Raw genomic sequence first — 20,725 nt, forward strand, 5'->3', positions numbered from 1 at the left:
ATGATAGGAGCGCAAAGAAATGGTGCAAAAGAGAAATCATTTTCTTCCTTACTCTTTACCGTTAATCGGCAAGGAAGAAATTCAGGAGGTTACAGAAACGCTTGAATCGGGATGGCTCTCCAAAGGCCCGAAGGTTCAGCAGTTTGAAAAAGAGTTTGCCTCGTTTGTCGGGGCGAAGCACGCCGTGGCGCTGAATTCATGTACGGCCGCCTTATTTTTGGCTTTGAAAGCAAAAGGAATCGGGCCGGGTGACGAGGTCATTACCTCTCCGCTTACGTTCAGCTCGACCGCCAATACAATTATTCATACAGGAGCGACGCCTGTGTTTGCGGACATTGACGAAAACACGCTCAATATTGATCCGGTAAAGCTTGAGGCGGCCCTCACACCGCGAACGAAAGCAGTTGTACCCGTCCACTTTGGCGGGCAGTCCTGCGATATGGATGCGATATTGGTAATTGCCCAAAAGCATGGCTTATTCGTTCTTGAGGATGCGGCACATGCTGTGTATACGACTTATAAGCAAAGAATGATCGGTTCTATCGGGGACGCGACGGCATTCAGCTTTTACGCCACCAAAAACCTGGCGACAGGGGAAGGCGGCATGCTGACGACAGACGATGAGGAGCTTGCCGATCACATCCGGGTGCTGAGCCTTCACGGCATGAGCAAAGCCGCGTGGAACCGTTATTCTTCAAATGGCAGCTGGTATTATGAAGTCGAATCGCCCGGCTATAAGATGAACATGTTTGATCTGCAGGCGGCTCTCGGTCTTCATCAGCTGAAACGTCTGGATGAGATGCAGAAACGGAGAGAAGAGATTGCCGGCCGCTACCAAGCCGCTTTTCAGCAGATTTCGGGACTGATCACGCCGTTTGTCCATGATGACGGCAGGCACGCTTGGCATTTATATGTTCTGCAAGTGGATGAAAAACAGGCCGGTGTCACGCGCAGCGAAATGATTACGGCTTTAAAGGATGAATACAATATCGGCACAAGCGTTCATTTTATTCCCGTGCACATTCATCCGTATTATCAAAAGCGATTCGGGTTTAAGGAAGAGGACTTCCCGATCGCGATGAATTACTATAAACGAACCCTGTCGCTCCCGCTTTATCCATCAATGTCTGACGAGGATGTAAATGATGTCATTGAAGCTGTGCGGGCTATCGTAAAAGGGGCTGGTTAAGTGTACACGGTAAAAGAAAATGTCTCCAAAGAGGCGATTGAGAGTTTTCTCCACAGCAGGCAGCTTACACTGGACGTTCCCTATCAATTTTCCCTCGGCCTTTTTGAAAACAGCGGGCTCCAAGGCGTCTTGCTTTATGAAGACTCTCTGTGGGAAGGCAAGATTCTTCAGAAGAAAGTCATGAACGTCAAGCTTCTGGCGGCAAACAGCACCGGGCAGCTGAAGAGGCTGTTTCAAGCGTTTTATTCTGTAAGGCAAATGGATGAAACGGATTTTATCTTTGTTCGCGTTCCGGCTGAAGATATCGGAGCCGCGCATGTGATACAGCAGCAGCCGTCCTCTTACTTTGTCGGCAGTTTGCTGAAGCTGGCGAATCCCCCGTCTTTATATGACAAAACACCGCCATTTTTTGAACTGGGTCCGCCTGAGCCCGAAGACACAGAAGCGATATGTGAGCTGGCCCGCGACTCGTTTACCAAAAGCAGATATTTTCAAGATCCTTATCTCAGCCGCGAAGCAGCAAGCAAAATTTTTCAGGAGTGGACACGAAACAATCTGAATGGAAGGGCCGCTGTCAATGTTGCCGCTAAGCATAATGGCGAGGTCATCGGTTATCTTCAGGGCTTATCCAGAGAAGATGAATGTATTCTCGATTTGATGGCTGTGAAGCCGGGATTCGAAGGCAAACGTGTCGCGTTTCATTTATTGGCGAATCTCATAGAACACCCGTTGATCCAGAAGCATAAAACGGTAACAGCGGGGACGCAGCTTCACAATGTAAGGGCGATCCGCCTTTATGAAAGAATGGGCTTCACCGCTGAACAATCGTATTACTATTATCATATTTGGCCGGGCAAGGAGGCGAAATAATGGCAACGTTTCAGATCGCGAATAAAACTGTGGGCAAAGACGCTCCTGTATTTATTATTGCCGAGGCGGGAATTAATCATGACGGAAAGCTTGATCAGGCTTTTGCGCTGATTGATGCAGCGGCGGAAGCCGGCGCGGATGCCGTGAAATTTCAAATGTTCCAGGCTGATAAGATGTACCAGAAAGATCCTGGTTTGTACAAAACAGCGGCTGGCCAGGACGTCTCTATTTTTTCTTTGATTCAATCCATGGAAATTCCCGCTGAGTGGATTTCCCCGCTTTTGGATTACTGCCGCGAAAAGCAGGTGATCTTTTTAAGCACAGTATGTGACGAAGGGTCAGCCGACCTGCTTCAGTCCACCTCGCCGAGCGCTTTTAAAATCGCATCCTATGAAATTAACCATCTTCCGCTGCTCAAATATGTCGCCCGACTGAACAGGCCGATGATATTCTCGACAGCCGGAGCGGAAATTTCTGATGTTCACGAAGCGTGGAGCACCATCAGGGCAGAGGGCAACGATCAAATCGCCATTATGCATTGTGTGGCGAAATACCCTGCGCCGCCGGAGTACAGCAACCTCAGCGTCATTCCGATGCTTGCCGCCGCTTTTCCTGATGCTGTGATCGGCTTCTCCGATCACAGCGAGCACCCGACTGAAGCGCCGTGTGCCGCGGTTCGGCTCGGAGCAAAACTGATAGAAAAGCATTTTACGATCGATAAAAATCTGCCGGGCGCCGACCACTCGTTTGCGTTAAATCCGGACGAATTAAAAGAAATGGTCGAAGGAATCAGGAAAACCGAGGCCGAGATGAAACAAGGAATCAGGAAGCCGGTATCTGAAAGACTGCTAGGCAGTTCATACAAAACCACAACCGCCATCGAAGGAGAAATCCGACAATTTGCATACAGAGGAATTTTTGCAACAGCTCCGATACAAAAAGGCGAAGTTTTTAGTGAAGACAATATCGCAGTGCTGCGCCCCGGACAAAAGCCGCAGGGGCTGCACCCGAGATTTTTTGAGCTGCTGACCGGCGGCGTTCGGGCTGTAAGAGACATCCCGTCCGATACAGGCATTGTCTGGGACGACATTTTAATGAAGGACAGCCCATCTCATGAATGACATTCTCTTTATCATCCAAGCCAGAATGGGTTCAACACGGCTTCCGGGAAAAGTGCTGCGTCCGCTCGGGTCCAATCGTTTACTCGATATTCTCGTTCACCGTGTCCGGAAAAGCGCGTTTTATCAAAAGGATCGGGATAATCTTGTCATCGCCACGTCTGACAAAGAAACTGACGACATCTTAGAGGCGCACTGTGTGAAATATGGCTTTCGCGTTTTCCGCGGCAGCGAGGAACGTGTTCTCGACAGGTTTGTGCAGGTCATTAAAGCTGTCAAACCGACAGTGGTCATCCGGTTAACGGGTGATAATCCGTTTGTCGATCCGGAGCTGCTCGATTTCATGATAGCGGCGCATCTTGATCAAGGAGCGGATTATACGTATATCCGGCACACTCCGTTAGGGATTAGCGGGGAAGTGGTCAGCGCCAAGCTGTTAACAGACATCAGCCGTATTCAGGCGTTGGAGGATCAATATCAGGAGCATGTCACGTTATATGTAAGGAACCATCCAGATCTTTATCGCGTTCAGTTTATAGAGGCGCCGGAACAATTTCGCGCCCCTCAATACCGGCTGACCATCGACACAAAGGAAGACTATGAATCGATAAAGGCCCTTTATCAAAAAGCAGGCGAGCGTCCCGATGTATCCGCCTCCGAGCTCATCAACCTGCTGAACCGGAACCCTGATGCGGCAATCGAACGAGAGGCTGAATAGCCATGCATATTGGGATCGTCGCAGACGGCGGTTATGAAAAGGGAATGGGCCATGTTGTCCGGATGAAGAGGCTCGCGGAAGAACTCAAACAGCGCTGCTTGATTACGTTTTACACGAATCAGGAGTCTGAACCATTTCTTCATGAAGAGCATTGGCATGTCATCGTAAAACCGGAGCTGCGGCAGGATGAATTTATTCTCCGGGAAATAAAAAACAAGCACCTTGATCTGCTTTTGTTTGATATTCTCGATGCGCCTGCTGAGCTATTAAGGAAAATAAAGGCGGAAACAGATGCAAAAATCGTACTCTTTGAAGAGAAAAATGAAAAAGCGATTCAGCTAAGTGACGCAGTCATCAACGGAATTTACGGTGATATCAGAAGCAGGTCGTACGATCAGGGAAACACCCGCATCTATGAAGGCCCTGATTATCTCATTCTTCACCCCGCCTTCCAGACCGCAAGAAATGATTACAAACTGAGGAAAAAATGCCGCAATATTCTTGTTGCGCTGGGAGGAAGCGATCCGAAGCAGCTTATTTTTAAAGTGCTGGCTGCAGCCGATCAAGTCCCCGCCATGAAAGATAAAAACATGATTTTTGTGATGGGGAGCGCTTCACCGCATCAAGAAGCGCTCCGAAGGCTGATTCAAAAGAAGCCGCAGTACACGGTGATCGGGCAGACAAGTGATATGGCGGGTGTCATGAAACAAGCGGATGCAGCCATTGTAGCCGGCGGCATCTCCTTGTACGAAGCCATTTGCATCGGTGTGCCGTGCCTTGTTCTTTCTCAGGTTGAGCACCAAACGGCAACAGCCAAAACATTCGCTGAACAAGGCGCCGCTCTTGATCTTGGTCTCGGAGAGCTTGTATCGGATGAAACGCTCATCTATCAGATGTCACGAATCAGCAGCAGCTATCCTCTTCGCCGTTCTTTGCACAAGGGAGGGAGGCCGCTCGTGGATGGCAAAGGCATCAAGCGGGTAAAAGCTATTCTTCAAGATTTGTATGATCAAAAGCTATAAAAATGCATGTAAGGAAGTGTTACTGTGAAAGGTGTAATTTTAGCCGGAGGAAACGGCTCACGCCTTATGCCCTTAACGAAAGCCGTCAACAAGCATTTGCTTCCTGTAGGCCCGTATCCGATGATTTACTGGTCGATTATGAAGCTGGAGGAAGCCGGAATAAAAGACATTTTACTCATCAGCCAAAAAGATCATATGCCGCAGTTTTTCAAGCTGCTTGGGAACGGGGAAGAGCTTGGCGTCACAATCACTTATCAGGTCCAGCCTGCCGCATCGGGTATTTCGGATGGGCTGTCTTATGCAAAACGCTTTACGAAAAAAGAGTCTTTCATTTTATTATTAGGTGATAATATATTCGAAGATTCATTAAAGCCTTTTACGGAGCGCTTTGAACAGCAGGGAAAAGGAGCAAAGGTGCTGCTGAAAGAAGTTGATGATCCGGAGCGCTTCGGGATTGCTGAAATTGATGAGAAAAACAAGCGGATTCGTTCCATTATCGAGAAGCCCGCACATCCGCCGACCAACCTTTGCGTAACCGGCATTTATATGTATGATGCGGAGGTATTTTCGTATATTGAACAAATATCACCGTCAAAGCGCGGCGAGCTGGAAATCACTGATGTGAATAATCTATACATCGAAAACAGCCAGCTTACGTATGATGTGTTATCAGGCTGGTGGGTCGATGCCGGAACTCACGAATCGCTTCATCTCGCCTCTCAGCTTGTACACCGGGCTTTACAGAAAGGACAGGACGAACAGTGATGGCAAAATCATATTTAATTACGGGCGGGGCCGGCTTCATCGGGCTCACGTTTACAAAGCTCATGCTGAAGGAAACGGATGCGCGCATTACCGTTTTAGATAAACTGACGTACGCCAGCCACTTGGAGGAAATGGAAAAATTAAAGGAAAACAGCCGATTTCGCTTTGTGAAAGGGGATATCAGTGTTCAGGAGGATATCGACCGCGCGTTTGATGAGACGTATGACGGCGTGATTCACTTCGCTGCGGAATCGCATGTAGACAGAAGCATTTCCCAAGCAGAGCCGTTTATCACCACAAATGTCATGGGAACATACCGATTGGCGGAAGCGGTTTTGCAGGGAAAAGCCAAGAAGCTGATTCATATTTCAACAGATGAGGTGTACGGGGATTTAGAAGCGGAAGATCCCGCGTTTACTGAAACGACGCCGCTTTCTCCTAATAACCCATATTCAGCCAGCAAGGCAAGCTCTGATTTGCTTGTGTTATCTTATGTCAAAACCCACAAGCTTCCGGCCATTATTACACGATGCAGCAACAATTACGGCCCTTACCAGCACAGCGAAAAAATGATTCCGACGATTATCCGCCATGCGAAGCAAGGACTTCCAGTTCCGCTGTACGGCGATGGGCTCCAGATCCGAGATTGGCTGTTTGCGGAGGATCATTGCCGCGCCATCAAGCTGATTTTAGAAAAAGGAACAGATGGTGAGGTGTATAACATCGGCGGCGGGAATGAACGCACAAATAAAGAGCTGGCGAGCATCATCATGAAGCATTTGGGCTGTGAGGAATTGTTCGCACACGTGGAAGACCGAAAAGGGCATGACCGGCGCTATGCGATCAATGCATCAAAGCTGAAAAACGAACTGGGCTGGCGGCAGGAAGTGCCGTTTGAAAAAGGCATTGCGCGTACGATTCGCTGGTATACCGACAATGACCGATGAGAAGGTGATCCGATTGACAAAGGTATTGGTGACTGGTGCGGGAGGACAGCTTGGCCGGGAACTGTGCCGCCAGCTGAAGCAAACTGGATATGAGGTCATTGCATTAACAAAGAAGATGATGAACATTGCTGACCAGCGCTCAGTACGGCATTCGTTTGGCCATTATCAGCCGGATATCGTGGTTAATGCGGCCGCGTTTACATCGGTTGATCAATGCGAGACAGAACTTGATAAAGCGTACTTGATTAACGGAATCGGCGCTTATTATACAGCTCTTGAGGCAACCCGCATCGGCGCTCAATATGTTCATATCAGCACGGACTATGTATTCGACGGGAAAGGAACCCAGCCATACAGGGAAGACGATCCTCCAAATCCAAATACCATCTACGGCAAAAGCAAAAAGCTCGGAGAAGAACTGATTCGATTAGCGACAAAAGACAGCACGATCATCAGAACGTCGTGGGTGTACGGACACGGCGGCAGCAATTTCGTTCAAACCATGCTGAAGCTTGCTGAAACGAAACAAGAGCTGCGGGTTGTAAGCGATCAAATGGGTTCGCCGACCTATACAAAGGATTTAGCGGAAGCGGTCATCAAGCTGTTCAGCCATCCGCCGGGCATTTATCATGTCAGCAATTCAGGCATATGCAGCTGGTATGAATTTGCGAAGGCCATTATGGAAGAAAGCGGGCTGGCCACAGTCATTTTGCCTGTCACGACTGAAGAATACGGAAACAAAACGCCCCGTCCGGCTTATTCTGTTCTGAGCCATCAGGCCATTGAAGAAGCCGGCATTCGCCCTCGCCATTGGCGAGAAGCGTTACGGGCATATTTGCGGGAAAGGAGCAGTGCACGTGATTGATGGAGTCAAGGTGAAAAAATTGACGAAGCACAGTGATGACAGAGGATTTTTTGCCGAGTTGGTTCGGGATGATGAGAACCTTCTTGAGCATTTCGGGCAGGCCTCTTGGTCGAAAAGCTATCCAGGTGTGATTAAGGCATTCCATTATCATGAGAAGCAAGATGATCTTTGGTTCTTCCCAACCGGCCATGCTCAGGTTGTCCTTTACGATCTTCGAGAGGACTCAAAGACAAAAGGAGAAACTGGCGTTTATTACATGGGCGAAGATAACCCGATGCTATTATTGATCCCTAAAGGGGTTGCCCACGGATACAGAGTGCTGGGAGAGAAGCCGCTGACGATTATCTACTTCACGACCATGTCGTATAACGCGGATCAACCTGATGAAAAAAGAATTCCGTGGAATGATGAGACGATCGGTTTTAACTGGAATACCGAATTCAGATAAAGATAGGAACGTGATCAATCGAAGAGCGGAGGCATCTTCGCTTTTTTTTGTCCTTTTTCAAAATAGGATAAAAGATAGAGATCAACAGGCGGGTGTAGCTAGAAAACGAGAGAAAAAATAGTCTGTAGGAACCTTGTATAAATAGGATGGAACTCACAAAAAAAACCAAGTTCTAATATTCCTGAAAAAGCATTTACTTCCATATGGATTGGTGTTAGATTAATTTTTAAGAAAAAGAATTGGAAATTCGCGAATGACAGAAACATACTTTTTCTGCAGAGGACGCTCTGGCCAAATATTAACTGTGATTTGAGGGGGAAATGTCATGTTAAAAAGAACTTCATTCGTATCTTCACTATTCATCAGTTCAGCTGTTTTACTATCAATCTTGCTTCCTTCAGGCCAAGCTCATGCGCAGTCTGCATCAATTGAAGCTAAAACGATCAACAGCACAAAAGAGTGGACCACTTCCGATATTGAAGTGACGTATAAACCAAACGCGGTACTTTCTCTAGGAGCGGTAGAATTCCGATTTCCTGACGGGTTCCATGCCACGACAAGAGATTCAGTGAATGGAAGAACACTGAAAGAAACACAGATTTTAAACGATGGAAAAACAGTTAGACTCCCGCTTACGCTTGATTTATTAGGCGCAACTGAATTTGACCTCGTCATGGTGCGCAAAACCCTTCCGCGCGCAGGCACTTACACGATTAAAGGCGATGTTGTGAACGGTTTGGGAATCGGCAGTTTTTACGCTGAAACGCAGCTGGTGATTGACCCTCGTTAACTCGTTAATGAATAGATGTGATCAGAGGCTGAGATATTTTCAGTCTCTTTTTTGTTGATTTAAAAAACTGGTACGGATCTTGCATGATGATAAGGGTGAATCCAATGAAGAAAGGAATTGACCGGCGGAAAATTTTTAAAGCGCTTACATTTTAAGCCGGTCAAAAAATAATGAGGTGAAAAAGATGTCAGAAAAGCAAGTCAAGAAAGACGAGGAAAAAGAAGCTCTTAATTTATTTCTGTCTACCCAAACGATCATTAAGGAAGCCCTGCGGAAGCTGGGCTATCCGGGCGATATGTATGAACTCATGAAAGAGCCGCAGAGAATGCTCACCGTCCGTATTCCGGTAAAAATGGATAACGGCAGTGTCAAAGTGTATACAGGCTACCGGTCGCAGCACAATGATGCTGTCGGTCCGACAAAGGGGGGCGTGCGTTTCCATCCTGAAGTCAGCGAAGAGGAGGTAAAGGCATTATCCATTTGGATGACGCTCAAGTGCGGGATTGCCAATCTTCCTTATGGCGGCGGAAAGGGCGGTATTATTTGTGATCCGCGGACAATGTCATTTGGAGAACTGGAAAGGCTGAGCAGGGGGTATGTCCGTGCCATCAGCCAGATCGTCGGCCCGACAAAGGATATTCCGGCTCCCGATGTGTACACCAACTCGCAAATTATGGCGTGGATGATGGATGAGTACAGCCGGCTCCGGGAATTCGATTCTCCAGGCTTTATTACAGGGAAACCAATCGTTTTAGGCGGATCGCAAGGCCGGGAAACGGCAACGGCACAGGGCGTCACGATTTGTATTGAAGAGGCGGTTAAGAAAAAAGGGATCAAGCTGCAAAACGCGCGCATCATCATACAGGGCTTTGGAAACGCGGGGAGCTTTCTGGCCAAATTCATGCATGATGCCGGCGCGAAGGTGATCGGGATTTCGGATGCCCACGGCGGGCTCTACAACCCGGACGGCCTTGATATCCCTTATTTGCTCGATAAGCGGGACAGCTTCGGCATGGTCACCAATTTATTTACAGATGTCATCACAAATGAGGAACTGCTTGAAAAGGATTGCGATATTTTAGTGCCCGCGGCGATCGCCAATCAAATCACAGCCAAAAACGCACATCACATTCAGGCGTCAATTGTCGTTGAAGCGGCGAATGGCCCGACAACCATTGATGCCACGAAGATCTTGAACGAAAGAGGCGTGCTCCTCGTGCCTGATATTCTGGCGAGTGCCGGCGGCGTCACGGTTTCTTATTTTGAATGGGTGCAAAACAACCAAGGATACTATTGGCCGGAAGAAGAGGTTGCGGAAAAACTGAGAAACGTCATGGTTAATTCGTTCGAAACGATTTATCAGACAGCGGCCGCACATAAAGTAGACATGCGTTTGGCGGCTTACATGACGGGCATCAGAAAATCGGCAGAAGCATCGCGATTCCGCGGGTGGGTGTGAATTCGGAAGGAGAATCTTTCAGATGCAAACAAATTTTGCATTTTACCCTTTTCGGAAAAGTAGAATGCGCAAAATAAATTTGCATTTCGTGATCGGAAAAAGAGCTAGGTGATCTCCTGTTAGACAAATTTCTGTACAATTCAACAAGTTTTTTCAGCAAAAGACAAGATATTGGTATGATTCTTGCATTTTTAATTTATGCCAAGGCATTTTTTAGGACATGAGGGGGATTACATATGACAGTTTCATACGCGCACGAACCATTTACTGATTTTACGGAGGCAAAGAATCGAACAGCATTTCAAGAATCATTGGCCTTTGTAAACACTCAGCTCGGCAAGCATTATCCGCTTGTCATCAATGGAGAAAAAATCGAAACAGACCGCAAAATGGTTTCAATAAACCCGGCCAATAAAGAAGAGGTCATTGGGTACGCGTCTACAGCGGATCAAGAGCTTGCTGAAAAAGCGATGCAAGCCGCATTGCAGGCATTTGTATCCTGGAAAAAACAAAGACCGGAGCACCGCGCCAATATCCTCTTTAAAGCAGCAACTATTTTACGCAGAAGAAAGCATGAATTTTCAGGCTATCTTGTAAAGGAAGCGGGAAAACCGTGGAAGGAAGCAGATGCGGACACGGCTGAAGCGATAGACTTTTTAGAGTTTTACGCGCGCCAAATGTTAAACCTTAAGGAAGGGGCTCCGGTAAAGAGCCGTGCTGGCGAATTCAATCAATATCATTACGAAGCGCTTGGCGTCGGCATCGTCATTTCTCCATTTAATTTCCCGCTTGCGATTATGGCAGGTACTGCGGCGGCAGCGATTGTGACAGGAAATACGATTCTCTTAAAACCGGCTGACGCGGCGCCGGTCGTGGCTGCAAAATTTGTTGAGGTCATGGAGGAAGCCGGTTTGCCAAACGGTGTGCTGAATTATATTCCGGGAGATGGAGCGGAGATCGGCGATTTCTTAGTAGAGCATCCGAAAACGCGGTTTGTCTCATTTACAGGTTCCCGAGCGGTTGGCTGCCGGATTTATGAGCGCGCCGCCAAAGTGCAGCCGGGCCAAAAATGGCTGAAACGGGTCATTGCAGAGATGGGCGGCAAAGACACGGTGCTAATCGACAAGGATGCTGATCTAGACCTTGCTGCATCCTCTATCGTGTATTCAGCGTTTGGATTTTCAGGACAGAAGTGTTCAGCAGGGTCTCGCGCAGTCATCCATCAGGATGTTTATGATGAAGTAGTGGAGAAAGCTGTGGCACTTACCAAAACGCTGACTGCCGGCAATCCGGAGGATCCTGATACGTATATGGGCCCAGTCATTCATGAAGCGTCCTACAACAAAGTCATGTCATATATTGGAATCGGCAAATCTGAAGGCAAACTGTTGACCGGCGGCGAAGGCGATGATTCAAAAGGCTACTTTATTCAGCCGACGATCTTTGCAGACGTTGATGAAAACGCGCGCCTGATGCAGGAAGAAATTTTCGGCCCGGTTGTTGCGATCTGCAAAGCGCGTGATTTCGATCATATGCTGGAGATTGCAAATAACACGGAATACGGATTAACAGGCGCACTGCTGACGAAAAACCGTGCGCACATTGAACGGGCGCGAGAAGATTTCCATGTCGGAAACTTATACTTCAACAGAGGCTGTACCGGAGCGATTGTCGGGTATCAGCCGTTCGGCGGTTTTAATATGTCCGGAACAGACTCAAAAGCAGGCGGCCCGGATTATTTAATTCTTCATATGCAAGCCAAAACAACGTCCGAAGCTTTTTGATTTGAGAGAAACAAAACCGTGCGTTCTGTAGCTGACCGCACGATTTAAACAGGCAGAGGCGCAATAGAAAAAGCTCTCCGGAGAATCGGAGAGCTTTTTTACGGTGTCGTCTGATCATCCGAGTAAACTAAATGCCATTGGCTTTCCATAAGTAGCGTTAACGTTTCTCGTAATTTTTAAATGAAATATTAAAATCTGTATTAAAATTTAAATGAAAACAATAAAAATAATAAAGATTACGTTCGAATTGTAAATTGCGAAAAAACAATGCTAAAATGAATTCAACTTTATGAAGATTATGGAAGAGGTGTTTGAGGGAGAATGAACAGTAAACAAAACAATGACATCAAAACAAAACATCATTTTCCGCTATTGTTAGCACTGGCTTTAACGATGGGGGTATTTGCGGCCGGATCTGAAGAACTTGTGATCTCACCGCTGCTGCCGGATTTAGCAAAAGCCTTCAACTCAGATGTCAGTGTCCTTGCGTTATCTATCAGTATTTACGGCGTGATGATTTTTATCGGTGCGCCGCTTCTGGTTCCTTTAGGCGATAAATATTCGAGAGAACTTAGTTTAATGGCAAGTCTTATCATTTTTATCATAGGAACAGTAATATGCGCTTTAGCCCAAAATATCTTATTCTTCTTTTTGGGCCGGGCGCTGTCGGGATTGGCTGCGGGAGCGTTTGTGCCGACCGCTTACGCAGTTGTCGGGGATCGTGTTCCTTATACATACCGGGGCAAGGTGATGGGACTGATCGTTTCAAGCTGGTCGCTGGCACTGATTTTCGGTGTGCCGCTCGGATCATTTATCGGCGGCGTCCTGCATTGGAGATGGACATTTTGGATATTCGCCTTAATGGGCGTTCTGGTTGTTTTGCTGACCCTTCTTGAAATACGCCGTCATGCCGAGCAAAAAAACAGCGGCAAGGAAGAAAAAGAAGAGCCGGCTGGAACATTCCGGGACGCGCTGAAAGTCCCGCGCGTACCCGTTTATATCACGATAACCTTTTGTAATATGATTGGTTTTTACGGTATGTATTCATTTTTAGGCTCCTATCTTCAGGACATTTTTACCGGAGGAAATACAGCTGCGGGCTTATTTATCATGATTTACGGCATTGGGTTTTCCATGAGTGTGATTACAGGAAAGATAGCCGACCGCATCGGAAAAATGCGCTCCCTGTTGATTGCGCTGGGGGTCATCAGCGTGCTGCTGGCCTGTTTAGCCTATGCGCCGGCTTCAATGATTCTGTTAATCGTCAGCCTATTTATTTGGGGGTTAATGCAAAGCTTGACGGTGACGCTGCTCAGCACCATTTTGAGTGACTGCTCAGAGCATCATCGCGGGAAAATCATGGTGTTTTACAGCCTTGCCTCGAATCTGGCTGTGACATTAGGATCTGCTTTGATGGGACCTGTATATGTGGGATACGGTTATGCAGCTGTCGGATTGATTTGCGCCGCCATCACCGTACTCGGATTTGTGCTCAGTGTATTCGCATATAAAAAGTACGGCAAACATGAGCAGAAAGCCGATCATTCCTTATGCCAATAAAGAAAGTTTCTAAATGCCTATAATAAAAAACCCTTTTTTAAGGGTTTTTCTGTTTGTACGGGAATAATTATCAGTATTTTCAAAAAATGTTGACAGTTCGATTTTCTCTGGATAAAATTTACTTAAAATTTTAAAAGATTGGTTGGTGCTCATGATAATATTGGATAATAGCATTCAGATAAAAAACAGAACTGATTCAATATCCAAATTGATTACAGTCAACACGCTCGGCCCTGAGGGGACAAGCAGTGAGTACGCAGCAAAGCATTTCATCTCCAATTTTACTCTTCTGCAGGGGCTGAACAGTAAATTGTCCTTGCATGATACATTTGAATCATGCATCGAAAGGACGCTTCAAAGCCCGCTGGAATATACCATCGTCCCACACGCTTACGACGGCATTAAGCATTTCTACATGAGGCCAGATTTGCAGCTTTTGCAAATCTTCAGGTGCGATACACCGATGTACGGCCTGGCTGTTCGTCCTGACTTTGAATTCAGCGACGATATGCTTGATTTATCTGTTATTGTTTCACATCCTTCACCCATTAATTTAATCAAATATTTTACCCGCAAAGAAGTACGTTTCAAATTGGTCAATTCGACCAGTCAAGCTGCAAGAAAAGTAAAAGAAGGCTTGTATGACATTGCTTTAACGAATGAGCTTGCACGGCAAAAGTACGGGCTTACATTTGTGAAAACATTTAAAAGCATTCCTATGAGTTGGTCATTATTCGGAAAAGGAGACGTTGATTATGAAAACTAAAGAAGATATGCAGGAGCTTTATTTCCCAACACCGAAATTAATAGAATGGGAAAACGGTGTGAGACAGTATTCAACCGTGCGCGGCGACACTGAGGTATTAATGTCTTACGTTCCGCCGCATACGAACGTTGAACCCCATCAGCATAAGGAAGTCCAAATCGGCATGGTCGTTTCAGGCGAGCTGATGATGACTGTCGGAGATGTGACGAGAAAAATGACGGCTTTGGAATCTGCCTACATCGCGCCGCCGGATGTGCCTCACGGGGCTAGAAACGACACAGACCAAGAAGTCATTGCGATTGATATCAAGCGGCTGAAAGCTGATGAAACATATACAAGTCCTGAGGACTATTTTTTGAATATTTTCAAAACAAGAGACCTATTGCCCGGCATGGAAGTCACGTTCTTTGTAGAGGACTGGGTGGAAATCATGCTGGCCAAAATCCCTGGAAACGGCGGAGAAATGCCTTTCCATAAACATCGGAATGAACAAATCGGCATCTGCATCGGCGGCGGTTACGACATGACGGTCGAAGGCTGCACGGTGGACATGAAATTCGGTACAGCCTATTTCTGTGAGCCTCGGGAAGATCACGGCGCCATCAACCGCTCAGAAAAAGAATCAAAATCCATTAACATCTTCTTCCCGCCGCGCTACAACAGGGCAAAAGCAAAAAAAATAAAGGCGGATGAGTGATTATGAACCTCACCGATAAAACCGTCCTTATAACAGGAGGCGCATCAGGCATTGGTTATGCTGCGGTTCAGGCTTTTTTGAACCAGCAGGCCAATGTGGTTGTGGCGGATATTGACGAGGCGCAGGGAGAAGCAATGGTCCGGAAAGAAAATCATGACAGGCTGCACTTTGTGCAAACGGACATCACAGACGAAGCTGCCTGTCAGCACGCTGTTCAATCGGCGGTCGATACATTTGGAGGGTTGGATGTATTGATTAATAACGCGGGAATCGAAATCGTGGCTCCCATTCACGAAATGGAGCTAAGCGATTGGAATAAGGTGCTTCAAGTCAATTTGACCGGCACGTTTTTAATGAGCAAGTACGCACTCAAGCATATGCTGGCTGCCGGCAAGGGCAACATTATTAATACATGCTCAGTCGGCGGACTCGTGGCATGGCCTGATATTCCTGCCTATAACGCCAGCAAAGGAGGCGTTTTGCAGCTGACGCGGTCAATGGCCGTTGATTATGCGAAACATCAAATTCGCGTCAACTGCGTATGCCCGGGGATTATCGACACACCGCTAAATGAAAAATCATTCCTTGAAAATAATGAAGGCACACTTGAAGAGATCAAAAAAGAAAAGGCAAAGGTAAATCCGCTGCTGAGGCTCGGGAAACCCGAAGAAATCGCAAACGTGATGCTGTTTTTAGCCTCAGATTTATCAAGCTATATGACCGGAAGCGCCCTCACCGCAGACGGAGGATACACCGCACAATAGATAAGGAGTGTTTTACATATGGAGAGAAAAACAGTATTGGTCATCGCTGATCTTGGAGGCTGCCCGCCGCACATGTTTTATAAAAGCGCTGCTGAAAAGTATAATCTGGTCAGCTTTATTCCAAGGCCTTTTGCAATTACAGCCTCTCATGCAGCACTGATTGAAAAATACTCGGTCGCGGTTATAAAAGATAAAGACTATTTTCAGAGCTTAGCTGATTTTGAGCATCCCGATTCAATTTATTGGGCGCATGAGGATCATGACAAGCCTGAAGAAGAGGTCGTCGAGCAAATCGTCAAGGTTGCCGAAATGTTTGAAGCGGATGCCATCACCACAAACAATGAATTATTCATTGCCCCGATGGCGAAAGCCTGTGAACGTCTGGGCCTAAGGGGCGCCGGAGTGCAGGCTGCCGAAAATGCCAGAGATAAAAATAAAATGAGAGACGCTTTTAATAAAGCGGGAGTGAAATCGATCAAAAACAAACGGGTCACAACTCTTGAAGATTTCCGTGCCGCACTTGAAGAGATCGGCACACCCCTTATTTTAAAGCCTACATACTTAGCGAGTTCAATCGGCGTAACGCTGATTACGGACACTGAGACGGCAGAAGCTGAATTTAACAGAGTCAATGACTACCTGAAATCGATTAACGTGCCGAAGGCGGTCACATTTGAAGCGCCGTTTATTGCTGAAGAATTTTTACAGGGTGAGTACGGAGACTGGTATCAAACAGAAGGCTACTCCGACTATATCAGCATAGAAGGCATCATGGCGGACGGTGAGTATTTCCCGATCGCCATTCATGACAAAACGCCGCAAATCGGATTTACAGAAACATCACATATTACGCCGTCCATTCTTGATGAAGAGGCGAAAAAGAAAATTGTTGAAGCCGCCAAAAAGGCAAATGAAGGGCTTGGACTGCAAAATTGCGCCACACATACAGAAATCAAGCTAATGAAAAATAGAGAACCAGGTTTAATAGAGTCGGCGGCCAGATTCGCCGGCTGGAATATGATTCCTAACATTAAAAAGGTTTTCGGTCTTGATATGGCGCAATTATTATTAGATGTTCTCTGTTTCGGAAAAGACGCCGATCTGCCGGACGGATTATTAGATCAAGAGCCTTACTATGTCGCTGACTGCCATTTATATCCTCAGCATTTCAAACAAAATGGCCAGATTCCTGAAACTGCAGAGGATTTGGTGATTGAAGCGATCGATATTCCGGACGGGCTATTGAAGGGTGATACAGAAATCGTTTCTTTTTCGGCTGCGGCACCAGGCACATCAGTTGATTTGACACTGTTTGAAGCCTTCAATTCCATTGTTGCCTTTGAACTGAGAGGCAGCAATTCACAGGATGTGGCTGATTCAATCAGACAAATTCAACTGTATGCGAAGCTGACGGCAAAGTATGTGCTGCCAGTATGAAACAGTTGAAGCCCAATTCTAAATACTTGCTTTACGGGCAGGCGCTATCGTTTATGGGAGACTATTGTGTTCTCCCGGCCCTGCTCATTTTGTCTACATATTATCATGACTATTGGGTGACGTCGGGGGTCATCGTGGTCAGAAGCATTCCGATGGTGTTCCAGCCGTTTTTGGGGGTTCTGGTCGACCGGTTAGACAGAATTAAGATCATGCTGTGGACGGATATCATCAGGGGTTTGATCTTTTTGGGGCTCATGTTTCTTCCAAAAGGCGAGTATCCGCTGATTTTTCTGGCCCTTCTGTTTATTTCTTATGGAAGCGGCGTGTTTTTTAATCCGGCCCGTCTCGCTGTCATGTCATCATTGGAATCAGATATTAAAAACATCAACACGTTATTCGCAAAAGCGACGACCATCTCCATTATCGTCGGGGCGGCTGCAGGAGGGCTTTTTCTGTTAGGCGGTTCTGTAGAGCTGGCTGTTGCCTTTAATGGTGTGACATACTTGATTTCGGCATTTTTTATCAGCCGCATCCAGCTGCAATATGTCCCGATTCAGTCGGAAAACGTAAGGGAAGCCTTTCAGTCGTTTAAAGAAGGCCTGAAAGAAATCAAAACAAACGCGTTCGTGTTAAACGCTATGTTTACGATGGTTACGATGGCGCTTTTATGGGGCATCGTCTACAGCTATTTTCCGATTGTCAGCCGCTTTCTGGGTGATGGGGAAATCGGCAACTTTATTCTCACGTTCTGCATCGGCTTCGGCGGCTTTATCGGAGCGGTGCTTGTCAGCAAGTGGGGTTTTAACAACAATAAAGGCCTGACGTACTTTACCGTACTATCCATTGTCTCGCTGGCGCTGTTTTTATTCACGCCGATTTTCGCTGTCTCTGTCATCGCCGCAATTCTCTTTTTCATCGCGATGGAATACGGGGAAGTGCTTGCAAAGGTGAAGGTTCAGGAGAACGCGGCGAACCAGATTCAGGGGCGCATTTTTTCGGTGGCGGAAGCGTCTATCGGATTATGCATTTCTGTTGGTTCAATGTTAATCAACGTCTTCAACGCTCCGGTCATTATGGGGCTGATTGTTGTTATGGTAAGCGGATTGTTTTTGCATACGAAGCTCGTCAACAAATCGTTTTTGGAACGGGATCACAAAACGGAGCAAAAAGGAGTCTATTAGATGGAAATAACACCGTCCGACGTCATCAAGACACTTCCAAGGCAAGAGTTTTCGCTCGTTTTTCAAAAGGTGAAGGAATTGGAAAAAACGGGGGCCCATATCATTAATCTCGGACAGGGAAACCCTGATCTTCCCACTCCGCCTCATATTGTGGAGGCTTTGCGGGAGGCGTCTCTGAATCCGTCGTTTCACGGATACGGCCCATTCAGAGGCTATCCTTTTTTGAAGGAAGCCATCGCTGCTTTCTATAAAAGAGAATACGGAGTCTCAATCAATCCTGAAACGGAAGTTGCGCTCTTCGGCGGCGGGAAAGCCGGCTTGTATGTGCTGACACAATGCCTGCTCAACCCGGGAGACATCGCTTTGGTCCCGAATCCAGGCTATCCTGAATACTTGTCAGGGATTACGATGGCGCGAGCTGAGCTGCACGAAATGCCGCTGTATGAAGAAAATGGCTATCTGCCCGATTTTGAAAAGATCGATCCCGCCGTGCTGGAAAAAGCGAAGCTCATGTTTTTAAACTATCCGAATAACCCGACGGGAGCCGTAGCCGATGCGGCTTTTTATGCAAAAGCGGCTGCTTTTGCGAAAGAGCACAAGATCCACTTGATCCATGATTTTGCGTACGGAGCGTTTGAATTTGATAACAAACCGGCCAGCTTTCTAGGGGCAGAAGATGCCAAAGCAGTCGGGGCGGAGCTTTATTCATTTTCAAAAACATTTAATATGGCCGGCTGGAGAATGGCGTTTGCGGTCGGGAATGAAAAGATCATTCAGGCCGTCAATGAATTTCAGGATCATGTATTTGTCGGCATGTTCGGCGGGCTGCAGCAGGCGGCAAGCGCGGCGCTTTCAGGAGATCCTGAGCAAACGGAATCCTTGAAAAGAATCTACGAGGAACGAATTGACTTTTTTACGGGGCTGTGTGAAAAGGAATTGGGCTGGAAGATGGAAAAGCCAAAAGGAACATTTTACGTATGGGCTGAGATTCCGAAAATGTTTGAGACATCTCACCAATTCTCTGATTACTTGTTGGAGCATGCCCATGTCGTTGTCACACCGGGCGAAATATTCGGAAGCAACGGAAAAAGGCATGTCAGAATATCAATGGTGTCAAAGCAGGAGGATCTGCGGGAATTTGTCATGCGGATTCAAAAGCTGAACCTGCCGTTTGCATCATTACAAGAAGTATCCCGCTAAAAAGCAGGATTTCAGCGTGTCGGCAAATCCTCGCATTCGTTGTCAGGCTTGCGCATCGGTGCTCACGAATGACGAAAGGAACAGCGGCTAAATGCTTAGGCGTCCTGCTTAAACGCCGCCGTCATCACATCCTGTGAAAGTCTGCTCCGATGCTCGTCCTTCCTAGACTTCAAAGGTTTTCAATCACGCTGAAAAGATGACAAAATCCTAAAACGAAAGTCGTTATAGGATTTTGTCAACAATCTGGTATCCCGCTAAAAAGCGGGATTTTTTATATGCTTTTCATGCTGCCTCCGTCCGCGGAAATTTGCTGTCCGGTGATATAGGAGGCTTCCTCAGATGCGAGAAACGCGGCGAGCGCTGCGGTTTCTTCTGCTGATCCGACACGTTTCATCGGAATTCCGCAAGCAATCTGTTCCTCTGCTTCCCGTTTGGATATGCTGTTTTTTTTCATTACATTTTCCACAAATTGATGGTAACGGTCTGTAGCGATAAAACCAGGATTCAGGCAGTTGACAGTAATGTTGTGAGGAGCAAGCTGGATGGAAATATTTTTACTGGCGTTAATTAGAGCGGCATTCAACATACTGTTTGTGAACATATTGGCGCCGGGTTCTTTCCACAAATTTCCGACAATGTTGATGATTCTGCCAAACTCGTTTTGCTTCATCAGTGAGGAGGCACGTTTGATCGCGTCAATATAAGCGACGGTTTTCTGTGTGAACGTGGCTGTCATATCCTCTATATGACAGTTATCAAATGTGTCAGGCGCGCCGCCCGGAATATTATTAATCAGAACATCAAGCCGACCGCATTGAGATTCGATTTTTTGGAAAATGCCGGCTCTCGTATGCTGGTCAGACATATCACCCGCCAAAACAATGACACTCGCTTCAGGATGTTTGGCCAAAATGTTTTCTTTGACAGGTTCAATATTATCCAAGTTTCGCGAATTAATGACGACGGAAAATTGCTGGTCTGCTAATTTCAGAGCGATTGCTTTTCCGATCCCTTGACTGGCTCCCATAATAAATGCGGTTCGTTTTGACAAATAACTGCACCCCTTTGAAAAAATTGGATTATTAACTACATCGTAAGAAAAAACAGAGAAAATAGCAAATTTTATTTAAATTCTGATAAGAGGG

Annotated in this window: 20 protein-coding genes; 19 read left to right on the forward strand and 1 reads right to left on the reverse strand. The window is 46.7% G+C overall.

The window, feature by feature from the left end:
• Nucleotides 1–19: 19 nt before the first annotated feature.
• From V6D44_RS06935 to bacF, 19 genes are all read left to right on the forward strand, one after another.
• Nucleotides 20–1,189, forward strand: a complete 1,170-nt coding sequence (locus V6D44_RS06935; RefSeq protein ID WP_087992782.1) for a DegT/DnrJ/EryC1/StrS family aminotransferase — start codon at nucleotides 20–22, stop codon at nucleotides 1,187–1,189.
• Nucleotides 1,190–2,059, forward strand: coding sequence for a GNAT family N-acetyltransferase (locus tag V6D44_RS06940; protein ID WP_087992781.1), 870 nt, complete (start codon nucleotides 1,190–1,192; stop codon nucleotides 2,057–2,059).
• Nucleotides 2,059–3,180 (forward strand): N-acetylneuraminate synthase family protein, encoded by a 1,122-nt coding sequence (locus V6D44_RS06945; RefSeq protein WP_087992780.1) that lies wholly within the window; start codon nucleotides 2,059–2,061, stop codon nucleotides 3,178–3,180. Before V6D44_RS06940 ends, V6D44_RS06945 begins: the two co-directional genes overlap by 1 nt.
• Nucleotides 3,173–3,895 (forward strand): glycosyltransferase family protein, encoded by a 723-nt coding sequence (locus V6D44_RS06950; protein ID WP_087992779.1) that lies wholly within the window; start codon nucleotides 3,173–3,175, stop codon nucleotides 3,893–3,895. Before V6D44_RS06945 ends, V6D44_RS06950 begins: the two co-directional genes overlap by 8 nt.
• Nucleotides 3,896–3,897: 2 nt before the next feature.
• Complete coding sequence (locus V6D44_RS06955) at nucleotides 3,898–4,917, forward strand: PseG/SpsG family protein (protein WP_253268654.1); 1,020 nt, start codon at nucleotides 3,898–3,900, stop codon at nucleotides 4,915–4,917.
• A 24-nt stretch (nucleotides 4,918–4,941) separates the two neighbouring features.
• Nucleotides 4,942–5,682 (forward strand): sugar phosphate nucleotidyltransferase, encoded by a 741-nt coding sequence (locus tag V6D44_RS06960; protein ID WP_087992777.1) that lies wholly within the window; start codon nucleotides 4,942–4,944, stop codon nucleotides 5,680–5,682.
• Entirely contained in the window at nucleotides 5,682–6,629 is a 948-nt protein-coding gene (gene rfbB / locus V6D44_RS06965; RefSeq protein ID WP_087992776.1) for a dTDP-glucose 4,6-dehydratase, read from the forward strand. The genes V6D44_RS06960 and rfbB overlap by 1 nt, the downstream gene beginning before the upstream one ends.
• Before the next feature lie 13 nt (nucleotides 6,630–6,642).
• Nucleotides 6,643–7,494, forward strand: coding sequence for a dTDP-4-dehydrorhamnose reductase (gene rfbD, locus V6D44_RS06970; protein ID WP_087992775.1), 852 nt, complete (start codon nucleotides 6,643–6,645; stop codon nucleotides 7,492–7,494).
• Complete coding sequence (locus V6D44_RS06975; protein WP_087992774.1) at nucleotides 7,487–7,942, forward strand: dTDP-4-dehydrorhamnose 3,5-epimerase family protein; 456 nt, start codon at nucleotides 7,487–7,489, stop codon at nucleotides 7,940–7,942. The genes rfbD and V6D44_RS06975 overlap by 8 nt, the downstream gene beginning before the upstream one ends.
• Nucleotides 7,943–8,267: 325 nt before the next feature.
• Nucleotides 8,268–8,732 (forward strand): biofilm surface layer hydrophobin BslB, encoded by a 465-nt coding sequence (bslB, locus tag V6D44_RS06980; RefSeq protein ID WP_003222098.1) that lies wholly within the window; start codon nucleotides 8,268–8,270, stop codon nucleotides 8,730–8,732.
• Between the two features lie 184 nt (nucleotides 8,733–8,916).
• Complete coding sequence (rocG, locus tag V6D44_RS06985) at nucleotides 8,917–10,191, forward strand: glutamate dehydrogenase (RefSeq protein WP_253268653.1); 1,275 nt, start codon at nucleotides 8,917–8,919, stop codon at nucleotides 10,189–10,191.
• 236 nt (nucleotides 10,192–10,427) lie between these two features.
• The gene (pruA, locus tag V6D44_RS06990; protein WP_087992772.1) at nucleotides 10,428–11,975 is read left to right on the forward strand and encodes an L-glutamate gamma-semialdehyde dehydrogenase; all 1,548 of its coding nucleotides are present in this window, start codon (nucleotides 10,428–10,430) and stop codon (nucleotides 11,973–11,975) included.
• A gap of 321 nt (nucleotides 11,976–12,296) precedes the next feature.
• Entirely contained in the window at nucleotides 12,297–13,535 is a 1,239-nt protein-coding gene (locus V6D44_RS06995) for an MFS transporter (protein WP_087992771.1), read from the forward strand.
• A 151-nt stretch (nucleotides 13,536–13,686) separates the two neighbouring features.
• The gene (gene bacA, locus V6D44_RS07000) at nucleotides 13,687–14,301 is read left to right on the forward strand and encodes a prephenate decarboxylase (protein WP_087992770.1); all 615 of its coding nucleotides are present in this window, start codon (nucleotides 13,687–13,689) and stop codon (nucleotides 14,299–14,301) included.
• Nucleotides 14,291–14,998 carry a 3-((4R)-4-hydroxycyclohexa-1,5-dien-1-yl)-2-oxopropanoate isomerase gene (gene bacB, locus V6D44_RS07005; protein ID WP_087992769.1) on the forward strand — a complete coding sequence of 236 codons (708 nt, stop codon included), beginning with the start codon at nucleotides 14,291–14,293 and terminating at the stop codon, nucleotides 14,996–14,998. The genes bacA and bacB overlap by 11 nt, the downstream gene beginning before the upstream one ends.
• A 2-nt stretch (nucleotides 14,999–15,000) precedes the next feature.
• Nucleotides 15,001–15,762 carry a dihydroanticapsin 7-dehydrogenase gene (gene bacC, locus V6D44_RS07010; protein ID WP_141113420.1) on the forward strand — a complete coding sequence of 254 codons (762 nt, stop codon included), beginning with the start codon at nucleotides 15,001–15,003 and terminating at the stop codon, nucleotides 15,760–15,762.
• Between the two features lie 18 nt (nucleotides 15,763–15,780).
• On the forward strand, nucleotides 15,781–17,199 hold the full coding sequence (bacD, locus tag V6D44_RS07015) for an alanine--anticapsin ligase (protein WP_087992767.1): 1,419 nt from the start codon (nucleotides 15,781–15,783) through the stop codon (nucleotides 17,197–17,199).
• Nucleotides 17,196–18,380: a bacilysin exporter BacE gene (bacE, locus tag V6D44_RS07020; RefSeq protein WP_087992766.1), complete on the forward strand. Its 1,185-nt coding sequence runs from the start codon at nucleotides 17,196–17,198 to the stop codon at nucleotides 18,378–18,380. Before bacD ends, bacE begins: the two co-directional genes overlap by 4 nt.
• A complete protein-coding gene (gene bacF / locus V6D44_RS07025; RefSeq protein ID WP_087992765.1) occupies nucleotides 18,381–19,580 on the forward strand; it encodes a transaminase BacF in 1,200 nt (399 codons plus the stop codon).
• A 271-nt stretch (nucleotides 19,581–19,851) separates the two neighbouring features.
• Here the strand turns inward: bacF and bacG are convergent, their stop codons facing one another.
• Nucleotides 19,852–20,631 (reverse strand): NADPH-dependent reductase BacG, encoded by a 780-nt coding sequence (gene bacG / locus V6D44_RS07030; RefSeq protein WP_087992764.1) that lies wholly within the window; start codon nucleotides 20,629–20,631, stop codon nucleotides 19,852–19,854.
• Between the last annotated feature and the right edge of the window lie 94 nt (nucleotides 20,632–20,725).

Source organism: Bacillus sp. 0209A, assembly GCF_036765095.1.
Lineage (GTDB): Bacteria > Bacillota > Bacilli > Bacillales > Bacillaceae > Bacillus > Bacillus subtilis_G.